General features: G+C 61.6%; 15 protein-coding genes. 5 read left to right on the top strand and 10 right to left on the bottom strand.

What is annotated here, in order from left to right; genetic code table 11:
• Positions 1 to 69 precede the first annotated feature (69 nt).
• The 8 genes from DOCECA_RS09040 to DOCECA_RS09005 form a co-directional block, all read right to left on the bottom strand.
• On the bottom strand, positions 70 to 1,392 hold the full coding sequence (locus DOCECA_RS09040; RefSeq protein WP_434674854.1) for an NTP/NDP exchange transporter: 1,323 nt from the start codon (positions 1,390 to 1,392) through the stop codon (positions 70 to 72).
• Between the two features lie 70 nt (positions 1,393 to 1,462).
• Positions 1,463 to 2,518, bottom strand: a complete 1,056-nt coding sequence (locus DOCECA_RS09035) for an SDR family oxidoreductase (protein ID WP_434647339.1) — start codon at positions 2,516 to 2,518, stop codon at positions 1,463 to 1,465.
• Positions 2,519 to 2,559: 41 nt separating this feature from the next.
• Entirely contained in the window at positions 2,560 to 2,820 is a 261-nt protein-coding gene (locus DOCECA_RS09030) for a DUF2790 domain-containing protein (protein WP_434564033.1), read from the bottom strand.
• A 1,611-nt stretch (positions 2,821 to 4,431) separates the two neighbouring features.
• Positions 4,432 to 5,805, bottom strand: coding sequence for a heavy metal sensor histidine kinase (locus DOCECA_RS09025; protein ID WP_420763974.1), 1,374 nt, complete (start codon positions 5,803 to 5,805; stop codon positions 4,432 to 4,434).
• Positions 5,805 to 6,509 carry a heavy metal response regulator transcription factor gene (locus DOCECA_RS09020; protein ID WP_420763975.1) on the bottom strand — a complete coding sequence of 235 codons (705 nt, stop codon included), beginning with the start codon at positions 6,507 to 6,509 and terminating at the stop codon, positions 5,805 to 5,807. The genes DOCECA_RS09025 and DOCECA_RS09020 overlap by 1 nt, the downstream gene beginning before the upstream one ends.
• 113 nt (positions 6,510 to 6,622) lie before the next feature.
• Entirely contained in the window at positions 6,623 to 7,876 is a 1,254-nt protein-coding gene (locus tag DOCECA_RS09015; RefSeq protein ID WP_445571792.1) for an OprD family porin, read from the bottom strand.
• A 91-nt stretch (positions 7,877 to 7,967) separates the two neighbouring features.
• Positions 7,968 to 9,272 (bottom strand): CitMHS family transporter, encoded by a 1,305-nt coding sequence (locus DOCECA_RS09010; protein WP_420763976.1) that lies wholly within the window; start codon positions 9,270 to 9,272, stop codon positions 7,968 to 7,970.
• A 55-nt stretch (positions 9,273 to 9,327) separates the two neighbouring features.
• Positions 9,328 to 10,410, bottom strand: coding sequence for a 4-oxalomesaconate tautomerase (locus tag DOCECA_RS09005; protein WP_434564030.1), 1,083 nt, complete (start codon positions 10,408 to 10,410; stop codon positions 9,328 to 9,330).
• Positions 10,411 to 10,568: 158 nt separating this feature from the next.
• On the opposite strand from DOCECA_RS09005, the gene DOCECA_RS09000 reads away from it, so the two are divergent.
• Complete coding sequence (locus tag DOCECA_RS09000) at positions 10,569 to 11,459, top strand: LysR family transcriptional regulator (protein WP_039588554.1); 891 nt, start codon at positions 10,569 to 10,571, stop codon at positions 11,457 to 11,459.
• A gap of 138 nt (positions 11,460 to 11,597) precedes the next feature.
• On the opposite strand, the gene DOCECA_RS08995 is transcribed toward DOCECA_RS09000, so the two are convergent.
• Positions 11,598 to 14,702: an efflux RND transporter permease subunit gene (locus tag DOCECA_RS08995; protein ID WP_445571791.1), complete on the bottom strand. Its 3,105-nt coding sequence runs from the start codon at positions 14,700 to 14,702 to the stop codon at positions 11,598 to 11,600.
• Positions 14,699 to 15,838: an efflux RND transporter periplasmic adaptor subunit gene (locus tag DOCECA_RS08990; protein ID WP_445571790.1), complete on the bottom strand. Its 1,140-nt coding sequence runs from the start codon at positions 15,836 to 15,838 to the stop codon at positions 14,699 to 14,701. Before DOCECA_RS08990 ends, DOCECA_RS08995 begins: the two co-directional genes overlap by 4 nt.
• Positions 15,839 to 16,047: 209 nt before the next feature.
• On the opposite strand from DOCECA_RS08990, the gene DOCECA_RS08985 reads away from it, so the two are divergent.
• From DOCECA_RS08985 to DOCECA_RS08970, 4 genes are read left to right on the top strand one after another with little or no spacing between them, the layout of a single operon-like run.
• Positions 16,048 to 16,851, top strand: a complete 804-nt coding sequence (locus tag DOCECA_RS08985; protein WP_434651066.1) for a MipA/OmpV family protein — start codon at positions 16,048 to 16,050, stop codon at positions 16,849 to 16,851.
• Entirely contained in the window at positions 16,851 to 17,537 is a 687-nt protein-coding gene (locus DOCECA_RS08980; protein WP_434564026.1) for a response regulator transcription factor, read from the top strand. Before DOCECA_RS08985 ends, DOCECA_RS08980 begins: the two co-directional genes overlap by 1 nt.
• Positions 17,506 to 18,915: a sensor histidine kinase gene (locus tag DOCECA_RS08975; protein WP_445571789.1), complete on the top strand. Its 1,410-nt coding sequence runs from the start codon at positions 17,506 to 17,508 to the stop codon at positions 18,913 to 18,915. The genes DOCECA_RS08980 and DOCECA_RS08975 overlap by 32 nt, the downstream gene beginning before the upstream one ends.
• Entirely contained in the window at positions 18,912 to 19,070 is a 159-nt protein-coding gene (locus DOCECA_RS08970; protein WP_445571788.1) for a hypothetical protein, read from the top strand. Before DOCECA_RS08975 ends, DOCECA_RS08970 begins: the two co-directional genes overlap by 4 nt.
• Positions 19,071 to 19,141 lie beyond the last annotated feature (71 nt).

Here is a 19,141-nt window from a genome sequence, read left to right as displayed (position 1 = left end):
TTGTCAGAGGCTGCATCGCGGTAGACGTTCAAGTCGTTAGCGCCACGCCGCGATGCAAATGCACAGGCGTCATGCCCTGGCCGAAATGGCCGCCAGGCGCAGTTCCCTTGATGCGGCGTAATCCGCCTGTCGCCCCAGTTGCCAGCCCAGGTAACCCCACAGTAACGCGCAACACGCACCCACCATCGCCGCCACCCCTGCCCCTTGGCCCAGCTGGTCGAGCAGGCTCTTGGCCCAGCCGCTCATGGCGTCGCCGGCGCGATAGACCACGGTGTCGATGAAGTTCTTGGCCGTGTATTTACTTTCAGCATCCAGCGGTGCGAAGAGCATCTCCCGGCCCGGCCGCACGAATGCGTATTCGCCGATGCGTCGCACAATCATCAGGGTCGCCAGCAGCGCAAACCCAGGCGCCAGGGCCAGGCCCAGGAAGCCGATGCACATCAGCAACGGGACGATAGCCAGCAACGCGCGCACGCCAAGCCTCGGTGCGATTCTGCCGGTGATGAATAGCTGGGACAGCAACGCACCGGCCTGCACGATGATGTCGATGGTGCTGAAGATGCGAACTTGTGAGGCGCGGTCCGGATAGTGTTCGGCCACCAGACGCGCTTGCTCGAAATAGAGAAACGTACTGACCGTCGCCAACAACACCACGAAACCGGCGATGCCCAACAAGTAAGGCGAGCGAAGCACGGCAACCATCCCACTCAACGGATTGCCGGCCAACGGCTGTCGGGGGCTTTGCGTGGGCGCAGCACCGGGCCGCCCCGCCCCACCTTCTTCACGCCAGTTCATCAAGGTCCGTTTCAACACCAGCGTCGCACCGAGCAACACCGCCGCCAACAGCATCAAGCCTGACGCACCCACGATGTCGATAAGCAAAGCGCTCAGGGCCGGCCCCAAGAGGCCGCCGACACTGGCGCCGGCGGCGATGAACGCGAACAAGCGCTTGGCCTGCTCGCTATCGAACACATCCGCCATCAAGCTCCAGGCCACCGACACGACGAACAGGTTGTAAACCGATATCCAGACATAAAACACCCGGGCCAGCCAGACGCTGTCCGGTTGGAATTGAAAGAACTCGACGAACATCAACAGGTTGATGCCGAAAAAGCCGTAGACCCAGTCGATCAGACGCAATCGCGGCACCCGGGAACTGAGCCAGGCGAACAGCGGAACGGCCGCGAGCATGACCAGGAAGGTCGCGGTAAACAGCCATTGCAAGTTCTCGACGCCTGCTGCAATGCCCATCGATTCGCGGATCGGACGCAGCATGAAGTAACCGGTAAACAGGCAAAGAAACAGCAGGAACCCGCACAGCGCCGGACGCAGCTCGCCGTCGCGGGCGTTGAGGGCGAGACTCAGCCGATGCAAGTAGGAAGTCGTACTCATGAAAACTCCAGAGGGAGGCGGCAGCAGGCTAGAGAGCAGGCGCGAGACGGACACTCGCGCCATGACCGGTTCAGCGATAGGTAACGCCGGTCAGACGTTCGGAGGCGGCCCAGAGCCGTTCGGCGTCCGCTTCGTTGGTCGCGGCTGGCGGTGTCTTGGCGAACCCCAGCGGGCCGCGTTTTTCCTCATCGCCCGTCGGACCGTAGTAGGCACCGCCAACGGCCTGCTCGGCGGTGGCCCCGTAGAGCGTGGGCAGCGCACCTTGTGCCGCGGAATGGTACGCATCGCGGTCCTTCGCCCAGCGCTGGCCGAACACGCTATTGACGCCCGGGCCGCGGGCGATCAGTTCGGTGACGGCCACGCCGGGATGGGCGGCAATGCTGCGGATACCCCATTTTTGCGCGTCACTACGCCGTTGTAATTCGAACGACCACTGGAGCACAGCCAGTTTCGACTGGGCATAGGCTGCATAAGGGTCGTATTTCTCCTCGGACTGCAAGTCATCGAGATTCACCGCGCCGCGCGTGGCCGCGATGCTGGAAAGGCTTACCACTCGCGCGTCGTCGCTTTGGCGCAGAAGCGGAACCAGCAGGCCAGTCAGCGCGAAGTGCCCCAGGTAATTGGTCGCCAGCTGAAGCTCAAAGCCATCGGCGGAGGTGCCCCGCTCCGGCGGCGCCATGATGGCGGCGTTGTTGATCAGCACGTCGAGGCGCGGCAATCGCTGGTTGAGCCGCTCGGCCAGGCCGCGCACCGATGACAGGTTGGCCAGGTCGACGGGCTCGAACTGCAACTTGGCGTCGGGTACGGCCTGGCGGATACGCTTGATGGCCTCCGCGCCCCGCTCCGGGTTACGCGCCGCGATAATCACTTCGGCGCCGGCGCGCGCCAACGCCAGCGCATCTTCGTAGCCCATGCCGCTGGTGCCGCCGGTCACCAGCACGATCCGGCCCTTCTGGGAGGGCATGTCACGGGTCGACCAGTCGGGTTTCGGCGCGGCACGATCCGATGCTTCAAGACTCATCGCACTGAGGAGCGCGACGCCGGCCGTCAACGTACGGGCCAGCCTCATGAGCTTGCTGATGTTGTATGAAAAGGCAACGGCGGGGGTGATCGTTCTATTCCACATGATTGAGTTCCTTGATTGGGTGGCAACCGGCGCGACCGGGCTTACTGAATGGCGCAGGCGTCAGTCTGCTGAAGGAAACTGACGTGCCGGATCTGTCCTTGGGTGTCTACGTAGGTCATCTTTGCCTGCGCGACCTCGCATACGGCTGATTTCGGCTCCTCGATACGCAGGGCCTGGGCAACGTCCAGCGGCATGCCGTATTCATAAGCCGGAATAGGGGTTTGCTCTTTGGCAAACAGAGGCGAACCGCTCAACGTGATCACTGCCAGCAGACTTGCGACCGACAAGGTTTGAATGTTCATGGTGGACTCCACTGTCCTGACCGGGATGGTGGTTGAACTTTAAGAGCGGGACGCTGACGTCAAGGTGACCGGTGCCTGTCAGGAACATGTCAAACGCCAATGCGATGAAGGTGCTTCAGTTGATGAAGATGCTGAATGTGCCGGCGTCTTCGCGAGCAAGCTCGCTCCCACGGGGTTTGTGTTGCCCTCAAGATTCAAGTCACCCGCAGATCCAATGTGGGAGCAAGCCTGCTCGCGATGGCGGTGCTTCAGTTGAGGAAGATGCTGAACGTGCCGGCGTCTTCGCGAGCAGGCTCGCTCCCACAGGGGGTTGGGTTGCCCTTGGGATTCAAGTCAGCCGCAGATCCAATGTGGGAGCGAGCCTGCTCGCGATGGCGGTGCTTCAGTTGAGGAAGATGCTGAATGTGCCGGCGTCTTCGCGAGCAGGCTCGCTCCCACAGGGGGTTGTGTTGCCCTTGGGATTCAAGTCAGCCGCAAATCCGGTGTGGGAGCCAGCCTGCTCGCGATGGCGGTGCTTCAGTTGATGAAGATGCTGAATGTGCCGGCGTCTTCGCGAGCAAGCTCGCTCCCACGGGGTTTGTGTTGCCCTCGGGATTCAAGTCAGCCGCAGATCCAATGTGGCAGCGAGCCTGCTCGCGATGGCGGTGCTTCAGTTGATGAAGATGCTGAATGTGCCGGCGTCTTCGCGAGCAGGCTCGCTCCCACGGGGTTTGTGTTGCCCTTGGGATTCAAGTCAGCCGCAGATCCAATGTGGGAGCGAGCTTGCTGGCGATGGCGGTGCTTCAGTTGATGAAGATGCTGAATGTGCCGGCGTCTTCGCGAGCAGGCTCGCTCCCACAGGGGTTGGGTTGCCCTTGGGATTCATGTCAGCCGCAAATCCGGTGTGGGAGCGAGCCTGCTCGCGATGGCGGTGCTTCAGTTGATGAAGATGCTGAATGTGCCGGCGTCTTCGCGAGCAAGCTCGCTCCCGCAGGGGGGGTGTGTTGCCCTCGGGATTCAAGTCAGCCGCAGATCCAATGTGGGAGCGAGCCTGCTCGCGATGGCGGTGCTTCAGTTGAGGAAGATGCTGAATGTGCCGGCGTCTTCGCGAGCAGGCTCGCTCCCACAGGGGGTTGGGTTGCCCTTGGGATTCATGTCAGCCGCAGATCCAATGTGGGAGCGAGCCTGCTCGCGATGGCGGTGCTTCAGTTGATGAAGATGCTGAATGTGCCGGCGTCTTCGCGAGCAGGCTCGCTCCCACAGGGGGTTGTGTTGCCCTCGGGATTCAAGTCAGCCGCAGATTCAATGTGGGAGCGAGCCTGCTCGCGATGGCGGTGCTTCAGTTGAGGAAGATGCTGAATGTGCCGGCATCTTCGCGAGCAGGCTCGCTCCCACAGGGGGGTTGTGTTGCCCTCGGGATTCAAGTCAGCCGCGAATCCGGTGTGGGAGCGAGCCTGCTCGCGATGGCGGTGCTTCAGTTGATGAAGATGCCGAATGTGCCGGCATCTTCGCGAGCAGGCTCGCTCCCACGGGGTTTGTGTTGCCCTTGGGATTCAAGTCAGCCGCAAATCCAGTGTGGGAGCGAGCTTGCTCGCGATGGCTGTATCACGGGCAACGGGGACTGAAGGCGGGCTAACGCGCTGCCTGGCTTGTCAACGAGAACCCGAAGGTATTGAGCCCGTCCTTGCTGTGGGCGAACACGCGACCGCCGTGCATGGAGGCCACCGCCCGTACGATGGAAAGCCCCAAGCCATGATGCGCGTCACTGCGGGCCCGGGCGGCGTCGGCCCGGTAGAAGCGCTCGAACAGACGCTGCAGATGAACGTTATCAATCGGCTCGCCAGCATTGGACACGCTCACCTCGGCCTGCATGCCATGGCTGACCAGGCTTACCGTGATCGTGCTGGTCGGTACCGCGTATCGCGCAGCATTCTGGATCAGGTTGGCCAGGGAACGGTGGAACAGACGTCGGTCGATGCACACCCGCATGTCGCCTTGAATCACCACGCTCAACTGTTTGTCGTGCAAGACCGGCTCCAGGTAGTCCACTGTCTTGGACGCCTCTTCATAGAGCGAGACATCGCTCAGCTCCGTGGCTCGCTGCCCGCTTTCGGCACCCGCCAGGAACAGCATGTCATTGACGATGGTGCCCATCCGCTCCAGCTCTTCGAGGTTCGATTGCAGCAGGTCTTGAAGCTCATTCACGTCCCGGCCGTGGGCCAGGGCGACCTGGGTCTGGCCGATCAGGTTGGTCAAGGGCGTGCGCAATTCATGGGCGACATTGGCATTGAACCCTTCGAGCTGGCACCAGGCGGCCTCCTGGCGAGCCAGGGCGCCGTTGAACGACACCGCCAGCTCCTGCAACTCACCAGGCAACGCCTCGGTGTCCAGCCGTTGCTTGGAATCCCCCGGCGGCAGGCTGTTGGCCTGGCGGCTCAGGCGCCGGACCGGTCCCAGGCCAAAACGCGCGATCCAATACCCCAGCAGCGCGACCAGCACGACACCCAACGCGGACGTTACGATCAACGTCTTGGTGAAATTATTCAGGGTCTTCATGAACGGCGTCGAATCGAGCCCCACGATAAAACGCACCTCCGGCCGGCTGCCCATGGCCGCGATGGTTTCGATCATCAGCACCATGGGGCGATCCCGGTCAGGGATGGCGACCGTGGAAAACCCATCCGGACGCTTTGACCAATCCTGGCCGTCCGGCATCGCCCCGCCATAGCTGTAGGCCGGGTTATCGACCAGGACCCAGTAACGCACGCGCTCATCGGTGGGTGTCAGGCCGTCGAGCTTCTGCCGCAGCCCCACCCAGAATTCCGGTGAGTCATATTTGGCGAGCACCGGATCGAGAACCGAATGCCGCAGGATCAGCTCGTTCTGCATCTGGTCTTCGAGCGATTGCTTCAAGGAACAGCGCAGCAGCGTTGCGCTGACCGCGGTGATAAGCATGACCGCGAGGGCAAACATCAGGGCGAGCCGCTTGGAGATCGATCCTTTCATCACACCATCCCAACGTGCCTGTCGTCCGCTTCACGACTTTCCAATACATAGCCCATTCCGCGCACGGTATGCAGCAATTTGCGTGGATATGGCGCATCCACCTTGGCGCGCACACGCTTGATCGCGACCTCCACCACGTTGGCATCGCTGTCGAAATTCATGTCCCAGACCTGCTCGGCAATCATCAATTTGGAAAGAATCTCCCCCTGGTGTCGCGCCAGCAGGCTCAACAGGCAGAACTCCTTCGCCGTGAGGTCCAGCCGCAAACCGGCCCGGGTGACCTTGCGAGCTTGCAGGTCGACTTCCAGGTCGTCGATGCGCAGATGCGTGGGATCGGCCGCGTCATCGGCGCGACGGCGGATCAACGCCTGGACGCGCGCCACCAGCTCGGCAAACGAAAAGGGCTTGCCCAAGTAGTCGTCAGCACCCTCGCGCAACCCCCGGACGCGATCATCCACCGTGCCCCTGGCCGACAACATGATCACCGGGGTTTTCTTGTGCAGGCGCAGGCCCTGCAACACGGCATAGCCGTCCTTGCCCGGCAACATGACATCGAGGATGACCACGTCGTACTCAAGCTCCAGGGCGTAGTGCAAGCCATCGATGCCGTTCGTCGCGACATCGACAATGTAGCCGAGCTCGCTCAAGCCGCGGTGGACATAGGAGGAGGTTTTTTCTTCATCCTCGACGATCAGCAAGCGCATCTGGTGACTCCTCTACGAAAGCGGGGCAACCAGAAGAGTCTAGACGCAGAAGGTGTCCGGAGGCTGACGGCTTGCTGACATTCTTGTCAGAAAGCCCCCCGCGAACCCAGACCCTACCAAAGCGCGACGTCATAAGTGACGTAGACACGGTTGCTATCGCGTCCCCGTGAAAAGTCGGAGCGATAGACATAGTTACGCAATTTGACACCCAACCCCTTCAACTTACCTTGCTGCACAATGTAAGCGACTTCGGCGTCGCGCTCCCACTCGTTCACGACGCTGTTGGATTTGCCATCGGCGCCACTGAGGTAGCGGCTGGAAAACGTCAGGCCGGGCACGCCTAGGCGAGCGAAATCGTAGCCGTAGCCGAGCATCCAGGTCTTTTCATCTTCCTCGATGAACTTGCCGATCCCAACGTTGCTGAAGGAATAGACCGTGGCGCCGCTGATGTATGGCAAACCCCCTTCCCCGCTGAGCTTTTGGTAACCGGCACTGAACGTGTGGCCGAGGGCAACGTACGACAGCGAGCCGCTGAACATGTCATTGTCAACTTTACCGCCATGGGCCAAGCCCGAATCGGCACTGTTGAAGTAGCGCAGGTCGCTGGTGAGCACGCCGGGACCGAGCTGTAGGTCATGTTGGACACCGGCGAAGTTCTGCCGGTAGAAGTTTTCCAGTTCGCCATAGAAATAGCTCAAGCGAATGTTCTTTCCCAGCTTGTAGTCGGCGCCGGCATAAATGAAGTCACCTGACTCGTTGCCACTGTAGCCGTCGGGCACGATCGGCATGCTGTCGCTTGAATCGCGCAGTTTGAATCGTTCCAGCCGCCCCCCCGTCAGGGTGAGGTTGTCGATGTCGTTGCTGCTGACCTGCCCCCCCTGATAGGTCTGGGGCAGCAGCCTCGCGTCGTTGTAGATCAATACTGGGTTCTTGGGCAGCAGCGTGCCGTATTTGAACGTGGTTTTTGCCAGTCGGGCCTTGGCGGTCATCCCCGCGCTGGCGAACTCTTCTGCGGCACGACCGTCGTCATGGACCGGTAGCAAGCCAGTGCCGCTACGACCGCGCCCCGAATCAAGCCTGAATCCGAGCAGGCCCAGGGCATCGACGCCGAAACCGACCGTGCCTGACGTGTAGCCTGACTGATAATCCAACAGCAAGCCCTGAGCCCATTCGGTGCGCTCGCTTTTGGCGGTCCGCGCCGCTCGCGCACTCATGCCATGTTCATCGCGAAAGTTCTCGTTGAAGTAAACATTGCGCAACTGCAATTTGAGCTTGCTGTCGTCGACGAATCCCTCTGCACTGGCGTTGGCCAACGGCAGCAGACCAAGGATCGGAAACAGAACCCCGCGAATCAGGTAAATACTCATGTCGAGTGTCTCGTTGTTGTTATTTGGCGCGCAGGCCGGCGCACTCCCCATGCGGGGAGCGTCAGGCAAGGACTAAAGGGTGTCGGGTGAATCAGGAGAACAGCGTCAGCGCCCCGGTCAGAAGCGCCAGCGCCGTTATTACGATTGAGGTGAGCACCGCCCATTTGATGGTGGCTTTCTGGAAATCGCCCAGGTCGCGATCGACCATGCCCACCAGCAACAAGGTCGAGGCCACCAATGGGCTCATCAGGTGCACCGGCTGACCGAGGATGGACGCCCGAGCTATTTCGACCGGGTGAATCCCGTAGGCGGCAGCGGCGTTAGCCAGGATAGGAACGACTCCAAAGTAATAGGCATCGTTGGACAATACGAACGTCAGCGGCATGCTGGTAATTGCCACCACCAAGGGGAACAAATGGCCCCAGGAAGGCGGAATCCAGTCGACCAGCGTTTGCGCCAGGGCATCGACCATTTTCGTTCCGGAGAAAATTCCGGCGAAAATACCCGCCGCGAACACCAGCAGGACCACGGTCATGGCGTTACCCGAGTGGGCGAGAATGCGCTCTTTCTGGATGTCCAGCTGCGGATAGTTGATCACCAGCGCCAGGACGAAACCGATCAGGAACAGGATCGCCGAGTGCATGAGGCCCATTACCAGCGCGACCATGACTGCGACGACCAACAGCAAATTGACATAGGCCAGTTTCGGACGCTTGTGCGGCGTGTCCTCCAGGATGGCCTTGATATAGCAATCGCCGCCTCCGCTCTGTAGTTGAATGTTGCCGATACGCTTGCGCTCGGCACGGCCCAGCAGGAACGCGGTGAACACCACCCACATCGCGCCACCGATCATAGTCGGCAACAAAGGCACGAAGTACTCGCCGGCATCCAGGCCGAGTGCCGCGATGGCCCGGGTCGCCGGCCCGCCCCAAGGCGTCATGCCGCTCATGATGCTCAGCGAAAGCATCGCGACGGTCGCCAGGATCATCGGATTCATGCCGATGCGCTTGTACAGTGGCAGCATCGCGGCGCAGGTAATCATGTAGGTCGTCGTGCCGTCACCGTCCAGTGCAACGAGAAGCGACAGCAGTGCGGTGCCCACGGCGATTTTCATCGGGTCGCCATTGACCCGCTTGAGGATCTTGCGGATCAGCGGGTCGAACAGGCCCGCGTCGATCATCAGACCGAAAAAAAGAATCGCGAACAACAGCAGTGCCGCCGACGGTGCAACCATCTTCAGCCCATCCAGCATCATCTTGCCAGTGGTCCCACCGAAGCCGCCGATCACCGCGAAGACTATCGGCACGATCGTCAGGGCGACGATCGGCGACAGCCGTTTGGTCATTATCAGAAAGGTGAAGACCACCACCATGGCCAAGCCAAGTAAAGCGAGCATAAGTCAGTTCTCTTGTTGTTATGAGTCGCAGATGCAATGACAAAGTCTGCCCGGGTCATCCGGCCAGGCGCTGGGGAACCGTGGCGTAGACAAAACCTGAAAAAAGCCTGCGGGCGGTACGGACCACCGAGGCGCGGATGGTCTCACCCTTTTCGCCGGTGTAGGACAACACGACATCGATACCGCCACTGGGGTGCTCGATGCGCACCCGCTGAAGGCGTGGTTCGCTGACGCCGCCAAGCAGGTTGGCCGCGACACTGCCGTCGGTCACGCAGGCCGTCGCCAGCCCGATAGAACCGGTAATCGCCAAGGCGCGATGACAGCTATGCGGCATGAAGTAGCGCACCTGGATCGTCCCGCCGCACGTGGCCGTCGAGACCAGCACTGGCTTGGGAATCACTTTGTCGCTGACGTCGCCCAGGCCCATCGCCAGGCCGGCCTTCAAGCGCAAGGACTCCAAACGCTGCAAGAACGCCGTATCGCCATCAAGCTCGGCGGGGCTTTCGTCGCCACGCTTGCCGAGCTGGCCGGCCTCGACAATCAGCATCGGCATGGCCATGTCGATGCAAGTCACCGGGATGCCATCGATCAAGTCGACGGATTGCCCCGTGGGGAAGAGTTTTCCGGTCTTGCTGCCGGCTGCGTCGAGAAAGGTCAGTTGCACCGGAGCGGCCGTGCCCGGCACACCGTCGATGGCAGTGTCGCCTTCGTAGCTGACCTTGCCCTGCGGTGTCTGGACCTCGGCATTGACGAAGGTTCCGGTATTGAGGTTGCGGATCCGCACGCGGGTCAGGTCGCCTGTGGCCTTGACCAGCCCTTGCTCAATTGCGAACGGGCCGACGGCACAGAGCATGTTGCCGCAGTTGGGTGCAGTGTCGACCCGGCGCTGGGAAACCATGACCTGGACAAACAGGTAATCCACGTCGGCTTCAGGGTGCAGCGATGGGCTGACGATCGCCACCTTGCTGGTTTGTGGACTACCACCCCCGATGCCGTCGATCTCCAGCTCATGGCCAGAACCCATCAGGTTGAGCAGCAACTCGTCACGTTCGGGAATCGTTGCCGGCAAATCCCAGGCGAGAAAAACCGGACCTTTGGAAGTGCCGCCGCGCATGAGTACACAAGGAATTCGTTGCATGACCACTAACTCTTGTTGATCAATCTGGATAATTGATGCTCTGTGCACAAGAGTGGCAGGGTTTAAAAAGTGTTTCCAATGCAAAGATCGGAGTTATTATTGCGTTTCACAAAAGAATTATTTTGGAGTTCCTTGGAACCTGGTAGCGAGAAAAATTGATGGAATATGAACTTCAGGACATCCGATCTTTCGTTAAGATCGCCGAACTTGGCAGTTTCCATGAAGCCGCCGATGCACTGCACCTATCCCAGCCCGCCCTCAGCCGACGGATGAAAAAGCTTGAGGAAGGATTAGGCACCGCCTTGCTCGACCGCACGACGCGAAAGGTCAGCCTGACCAGCGTTGGGCGTGATTTCCTGCCTAAGGCGCGGCGCTTGTTGGATGATTTTGACGATTCCATTCTCAATATCCGCGAATTGGCCGAGCGGCAGATCGGCCGAGTCACCTTGGCCTGCATCCCGACGGCGGCGTTCTATTTTCTGCCCTCGGTAATCCGGCTCTATAACGAACGCTACCCGAAGATCCGCATACGCCTGCTCGATCTCAGTGCCAACGAAGGATTGGAGGCTGTACTGCGTGGCGAAGCTGACTTCGGCATCAACATGATGAGTGGCCAGCACCCGGACATCGAGTTCGTGCCCCTGGTCAACGAACCCTTTGTGCTGGCCTGCCGACGAGACCATGAGCTCGCTGGCCGCAGTGCTGTCACCTGGTCGGAGCTCAGCGACTATCGGCTGATCGGTGTCGGTCGCTTGAGTGGCAACCGCATGCTGCTTGACCACGCCTTGTCAGGCCTGAGCTGGCGTCCGCAGTGGTTCTACGAAGTGCAGCACCTGTCCACATCCTTGGGCTTGGTCGAGGCTGGCCTCGGCGTGTCGGCGATGCCCAGCCTGGCGATGCCGGCGGTCGATCATCCGACGCTGGTCAGCGTACCGCTGATCGAGCCGGTGGTGAATCGATCGCTGGGCCTGGTTTATCGACGCGGTGCCTCCCTTTCCCCCGCTGCGGAAAAATTTGTCTCGATCCTGCTGGAGCAGTGGCCACAGTAGAGGCCAACGCTATGCACCGGCCAATCGATGCCATACTCGCTCACCACAACGCTTGGTCGAGAACAAGGCGCCAGGACGCTGACGCATTGTTTCTCAGAGCGCCTTGTCCCTGTCGCGCAACAGGGGCTTGGGTCGGCTTCATGAGTGCTCGGAGTGACCCCCCACCGTTTCATTACCCGTGATGTTACGCATACGCGCATATATTCCCTGCGCGCCGTCGTCCACCAAGGAAAACACCACGGGAATGACCAGCAGGCTCAGCACTGTCGAAGTGATAAGCCCGCCAATCAACACGATGGCCATCGGCGCGCGGAAGCTCGGGTCAGCCCCCCAACCGAGTGCGATGGGCATCATGCCGGCGCCCATGGCGATTGTCGTCATGACAATGGGCCGCGCACGCTTGCCGCAGGCATCGATGATCGCTTCAGAGCGCGTCAGTCCGTGGTCTCGGCGCGCGAGGAGGATGTAGTCGATCAGCAGGATCGAATTCTTCGTGGCAATCCCCATTAGCATAATGAGCCCAATCATCGACGGCATCGACAATGTCGAGCCGGTGACGAACAGCGCAAGGAAGGCGCCTGGCACCGAGAGCACCAGGGCGGCGAGAATGGTCAGCGGTTGCAGGAAGTCCTTCAGTAACAGGACCAGGACCATATAGATGCACAACACCCCGGTCAGCATCGCCACGCCGAATCCCGAGGCAAGCTCCCCCATGGCTTCGGCATCTCCCACCGAAGTGCGCACCAGGCCGGGCGGCAGTGCTTGCAGGCTCGGCAAGGCAAGCACTGCCTGTTCAATGTCGCCCAATGGCTGGCCGTTTGTCTCGATTTCGATGTTGACGTTGCGCATGCGGTCGAAACGTTCGATCTGCGCCGGGCCGCTGGCGATCTCCAGCGACGCGACATTTTCCAGCGGCACCGGACCACGGGCGCCGGGCACCGGTAGGCGCTTGAGCGTCTCGAAATCCTGACGAGCGGCGTCGGTCAAGCGCACGACAACAGGCACTTGCCGTTCACTGAAATTGAGTTTGGCGAGCGCCTGGTCGTAGTCACCCAAGGTGGCGACGCGCAGGGTGTCGGCGATAGCTGCGGAGGTCACGCCAAGGTCGGCCGCCCTGGCGAAATCGGGTCGCACCAGCAGTTCGGGGCGTTTCAGGCTCGCGGTCGAAATCACCGCGCCCACGCCAGGCACGCCGCGCAGTTCGCGCTCCACCAGCTGCGCATGCCGGGTGAGCAAGGCGCCGTCTTCGCCGGCAAGCACCAGCACGTAGTTCTCCGACTCGCCCATGCCCACCTTCACCCGCGTTGCGGGCAGTATCGCGAGGGCTTCGCGCAATTGTTTCTCGATCTGTTGCTTACTCAGTCCGGGTCGATCGTTGCGGTGCGTCAGGTTAAGTGTCAGCACCGCCGTGCGGACATTTTTGACGTTGCCGCCCGCTCCTATAGGGTCGGTGCCGGCATTGCCGTCCCCGACGGCGGTGTAGACCTTTTTCACCTGGGGGTTGTGCCGGACTATCCCCCGCGCCTGCTCGGCCAGCACCAGGGTGTCGCCCAGTCTGCTACCGGGCGCAAGCGTGAGGGTGACCTGGGTTTGCCAGTCGTCATCGGGCGGCATGAAGGTGCCCGGCAACGCTGCCGCGAGCATCAACCCGCCGACAAAAAAAATCGCTGCGCCAACAGCGGTCACGGCTCGATGACGCAGGCACCAGCGGGCCCAGGACAAGTAGTGCATCACCCATCCGGCCACCCTGGGCTCGGGTTTTTTCGGGGCGCGCATCAGGTAGGCCGCCGTCATGGGCGTCAGCAGGCGCGCGACAACGAGAGAGAAAAATACCGCCGTGGCCGCCGTCCAGCCGAACTGGACGAAAAACTTGCCGACCGTGCCGCTCATGAACGCGGTGGGCAGAAACACCGCAATCAACGTAAACGCCGTGGCGACCACCGCGAGACCGATCTCCTCAGAGGCATCCATGGCCGCCTGGTAGGGTTTCTTGCCCATCTGCAAGTGACGCCCGATGTTTTCCACTTCGACGATGGCGTCGTCCACCAGCACACCGACCACCAGCGACAGCGACAGCAGCGTAACGGTGTTGATCGTGAACCCCATCCAGTGCATCACCGCGAATGTCGGTATCGCCGACAGCGGCAGCGCGACAGCCGAGACGAAGGTCGCTCGCCAATCCGGCAAGAACAGGAACACCACCAGCACCGCCAGTGCCGCGCCCTCGTAGAGCAGGTGCAGGGAACCCTGGTAATTTTCGATCACCGGCTCGACGAAACTGAACGCCTGGTTGAACGTGACTCCAGGATGTCGGTTCTTGAGCTGCTCAAGGGCGGCGCGTACACCTTCATCGACCTCGATTTCCCCGGCCCCTTTTGCCCGTACGATTTCGAACGCGACCACCGGCTCGCCGTCCAGCAGCGCCGCCGAACGTCGCTCGCCAACGGTATCGGATACCGTCGCGACCTGGTCGAGCCGCACTCGTCTGCCGTCACTCAAGGTCACGTCCAGCATCGCGACTTCATCGGCCGACCGTACCGTGGCAAGCGTACGCACCGTTTGCTCGATGCCACCCAGATCCACGCGCCCGCCGGAGGCCTCTTGCTGGATCTGGCGAAGTTGACGGGAAATATCCAGCGCCGTGGTATTCAAAGCCAACAGGCGTGCCGGGTCCAGATCGATGCGGATTTCCCTCGTCACCCCACCGACACGCTCGACTGCGCCCACGCCAGGGACAGCCAGCAAGGCCTTGCTGAGGGTGTTGTCGACGAACCATGACAGCGCCTCTTCGTCCAGGCCCGCGGCCGACACCGTATAGGTCAGGATCGGCGTGCCAGCAACCTCGATCTTGCTGATCACCGGGTCGCGCAGGTCGGCGGGCAGGTCTGCCCGGACCCTGGAAACCGCATCACGAACGTCATCGAGCGCTTCCTGGGTGGGTTTGCCGAGGCGGAACTCAACCGTGATATCGGCGTTGCCGTCGGTCAAGGTGCTCTGGATATGCTTGACGCCCTGCACGGTGGCGAGAGAATCCTCGATCTTGCGGGCCACATCGTTTTCCAGCTGGACCGGCGAAGCACCCGGCAGCTCGGCTGAGATAGCGACCATGGGCAGGTCGATGTCGGGAAAGTTCTGCACCTTCATCTTCCAGAAGGCCATCGCGCCGGCAAATGTCAGCAGGATGAACAACAGCACCGAAGGCGTCGGGTTGCGGATCGACCAGGACGACACGTTAAGGCTCATTGCGCGCTCCCGCTGGTGAGATTGTGTATCGGTTGGGTGCGCCCCTGGACGACGCGGACAAGGTCACCTTCAGCGAGAAAACCGCCTCCGGCTTCGATCACGGCGGCGGTGCTGTCGATGCCAGCGGTGATCTCGATTCGATCGCCGACGCGGCGCCCTACTGTCACCTTGGCCTGGGCCACTTGGAACGCCGCGCCGACCTGCAAGACGTAACTGAAGCCGTCGTGCTGCAGCACGGCAGTTTGCGGCAGCGTCGCCATCCGCTCGGCCCCGACGTCGAACTCGCCACGGGCAAACATCCCGGCACGCGCCGCCGTGTCGGCGGGCAGGTCGACATACACCAGGCCATTGCGGGTCTGCATGTCCACCGTGGGCGCAACCCTGCGCACCCTGCCCTCGATCGCCGCGCCGTTGACCGGCACCACACGCGCAAGCTGGCCGGGATGGAATTTCGCGAGATCCGCTGCCGCGACCTCGGCGCGCCATTCGAGCCGGCTCTCGCGGATCAGGCGAAACAGCTCCTGGCCGGCGGGTAATACGGCGCCCACCGTGGCACTGCGCGCCGATATCACTCCGTTGTCGGGCGCCAGGACGCGGGTCTGGGCCAGGCGCAGGTGCTGCAATCGTTCGGCGGCCTCGCCCGCCTCAAGCCTTGCCTGCGCCGTGCGTTCGGCTGTCACATGTTGATGGACCTGCTGCTGCGAGAGCGCCCCGCTCGACTGCAACTGCCGGGCACGCCGCGCGATGGCCCGGGCTTCGGACAGGGCCGAGTGTGCTTCGGCGGTGGCTGCGCGACGTTGCGCGAGTTCGGCGGCCACCGTATCGGAGCTGAACGTTGCAAGCACCTGGCCACGCCGCACCACATCGCCAACGTTCACCATGACCTCGGCCAACCGCAAGCCATCGGCCTCGGTGCCGACGCTCGCTTCCTGCCACGCCATGATGTTGCCATTGGCCTGGATGCGAACCGGCAGCATGGCCGATTCAAGCCGGGTGACGGCCACGGTCAGTGCCGGTTTGGGGTGATGTTCAGAACCGGGCGGTCGCGGGTCCGGCGACAGGCCCATCATCACCAATGCAACGGTGCAGGCGATGGTCGCGACAAACAGAACGACGTGGAGAGTTTTTCTTTTCATGGGGATCGAATTCCTGCGCAGGGTTCGCATCGCTCGCGGGTGCCGATACATCCACATGGCGCGATTGCTCGAGACGGCCACTATCCGACAGGCAGTCTTTCGCAACACTTACCGGCAAAAGGCGGTTAGCCATGCCGAACCGTAAGTGTTCAGTAAGAAGAAGTTCTCAACGATAGGCATGCATTCATCCCACCGATCCGGAGACTTCCATGCGCGCCTTGACCTTATCGAAACCTTACCTTGCGATCCGGCTGACCATCGCCAGCTCCGCGCTTGTGCTGGGCGTGTGCTCACCGATCGCGGCCAGTGCCGACGAGTCTGAAGGCTCCGCTTGGGGCCTCGGCGTGGGTGCAGCCAGCAGCCAACAGCCCTACAAAGGCATCGACCGTGACAGCGAGGTCCTGCCGCTGATCTATTTTGAAAACGAATATGTGCGCGTCTTTGGCCCAACCGCCGAGATCAAATTGCCGAGCCTGGACATCAGCGACACCCAGCAACTCGAATTCAGCCTCGTCGGTGAGTACGATTTCAGTGGCTATGATGACGATGACGCCCGCATCCTGGACGGGATGAGCGACCGCAAGGGCGGCTTTTGGGCGGGGGCCAAGGTGAAGTGGCGCAACGACCTGGCCGATGTCAGCGCCGAGTGGTTGGGCGACGTTTCGAGCAACAGCAAGGGCCAGCGCTTCACCCTGGGCCTGGAACGGTCGTGGAATTTCGGCGAGCACATCAGGCTCACGCCACGGCTGGCCGCCATCTGGCAGGACGACAACTACGTCGACTACTACTTCGGCGTCCGGGAAAATGAAGCTCGCGCCGATCGGGCAGCCTATGATGGCAAGTCCGGCATGAACACCGAAATCGGCTTACGTGGAAACTATATGTTCGATGATCATCACTCCGTGTTTCTGGACCTCAAGGCCACGAGCCTGTCCGATGAAATCAAGGACAGCCCGCTGGTAGATCGATCTACCGAAAACAGCGCGCTGTTCGGCTACCTGTACCGTTTCTGATGAGCCGCATACTGCTGGTCGAAGACCATGAGCGTCTGGCGCAACTGGTGTGCAAGGGTTTGTCGAGCGCAGGCATCGCCGTCGACGTCATCAGCCGCATCGATGCGGCATGGGCGGCCATCCAACAGGTGCCCTACCAGGCGTTGATTCTCGACCGGGGTTTGCCGGATGGCGATGGGCTGCTCCTGCTCGAACGCTTGCGCAACGCCGGGTTGGGCGTGCCCTGCCTGGTGCTGACGGCCCGCGACGCGCTGCATGACCGGATCGAAGGCCTGGACGCCGGGGCTGATGACTACCTGCCCAAGCCATTCGCCATGGACGAAATGGTCGCACGCGTGCGGGCCTTGTTGCGCCGCCCCGTGGAGCGCCGCCCCTTGGCGCCGTCACACGGCGACCTCAGCGTGCAACCCGACGCAGGGGTCATGTGCAGCGTCAAAGGCAGCGTTCCACTGGCGCCGGCGGAAATGCAGATCATGTTGTTGTTACTGCGCAAGCCCGGTGAAATCGTCCGTCGCAGCGCCATCGAGGCGGCTGCGTGGGGCTTGAGCGAAGCCGTGACGCCAAACGCCCTCGACGTGGCCTTGCATCGTATTCGCCGCAAGCTCCTGGCGATCGGCTCCCACCAACGGATAGTCAACTTGAGAGGCCTGGGCTATGCCCTTCGTCAAGACGACCTGGCGCAATAGCATCAGTTTCAAGGTCCTGCTCGCCTACGTCGCCGGCGTGGGCTTGAGTATCTTGCTGATTGCGCTGGGCGCTGTCGCGCTCATTACGTCCAGGAGCGATATCCTCCTGACCACCGACGTCGCCGAACGCACCCATGAACTCGCCGGCAAGCTGATGTTCGACGCTGCGGGCCATCCTACCGGCTTCGATGACAGCGAAGGTGATCGCGTCTGGACCTTCAAGAGCCTGGGGGTGGAAATCGGCTATCGCGTGCTGGACTCGCAGGCAAACGTCGTCCTGGCCTCCACCGACGAGGCATTCTGGTCGCCGGTCGCCAAATCACCGCCTTCGGACCAAGGGCGCTTCAAGTTCGAGCGTGAGGGCATGCTGATGTACGCCGCCACCGCCCCGGTGGAGCGCGACGGCACGATCTGGTATCTGCAATTCGCCGTCAGCGAACGACTGATGGAACTGCTTCATCAGGGTTTCGCCTGGCCTTTCATGGGGGCCGGTATCGTCCTGTTCAGCCTGGTGCTGCTTTTTGTCTTCGGCGCTTGCGCCTATTTCACGCTGGGGTATGCGCTCAAGCCACTGCGCGAAGTCTCGGAATCAGCGGCGGCCATTTCCCCTCGATCCTTGCATTCACGCCTGGACAGCAAAACCGTGCCGTCGGAAGTCGCGCCACTGGTCAGCAGCTTCAACAGCGCCCTTGAACGCCTGGAACAGGGATACCGTGTGCAGCAGGAGTTCCTCGCGACCGCGGCCCATGAACTGAAGACGCCACTGGCGCTGATCCGCGCGCAAATCGAATTGATGGCTCCAGACAAGACCCGCGACTCGCTGCTCAATGACGTCGAGCACATGACACGCCAGGTTCAACAATTACTGCTGCTGGCCGAGACCAGCGAGGCCCACAACTACAGCTTTGCCGCCGTGAACGTCGGGGAAGTGGTGCAGCAAGCCGCAGACTACCTGCAACGCATGGCCGACGCCGCGCGGGTCGGCATCGTCCTGACAGGGCACACGGCCACGCAAACGCCTTGGCAGGCCGACCGCAGCGCCCTGTTCACGCTGCTGAAAAACCTGCTGGAAAACGCCATCCAGCACGCGCCTGAAGGCACGCAGGTGCAGGTGCAATGTACCGCCGACCAGTTGACCGTGCGCGACTGGGGCCCCGGCGTGGAGCAAGCGCAACTGCCCCACATATTCACTCGTTTCTGGCGCGGCGCCCATCGGCGCGATCACGGCGCGGGACTGGGGCTGACCATCTGCCAGGAGATCGCTCGCGCACACGGGTGGACACTGGTTGCGCACAGGGCGGAACCGGGATTGGCGTTTTGTTTGTCCCCGCCTGTCACCGATTCACCGGGTATAAATAGCAGTCAGGAGAGTTCATGAAAATCCATCGCCTGTTTTTCGCATGCGCGTTAGTACCGGGTCTCTTTGCTGGTGGCTGGGCATCGGCGCAAAGCTTCCCTTCCACGGCCGGGGTCCGTATCGCGCAACTTGAGATCGACATTTCAAGCTTTACGTCGAGCAAACCAAGTCGATGATACGCTCGCGACGGCTGATCGAGACGACGCCGGTGCAACTGAGTTCGAAGTGACAACGTCGCGACTTGGTT

The organism is Pseudomonas sp. E102 (assembly GCF_052660185.1).
This window is presented reverse-complemented; position numbering and strand designations above follow the sequence as displayed.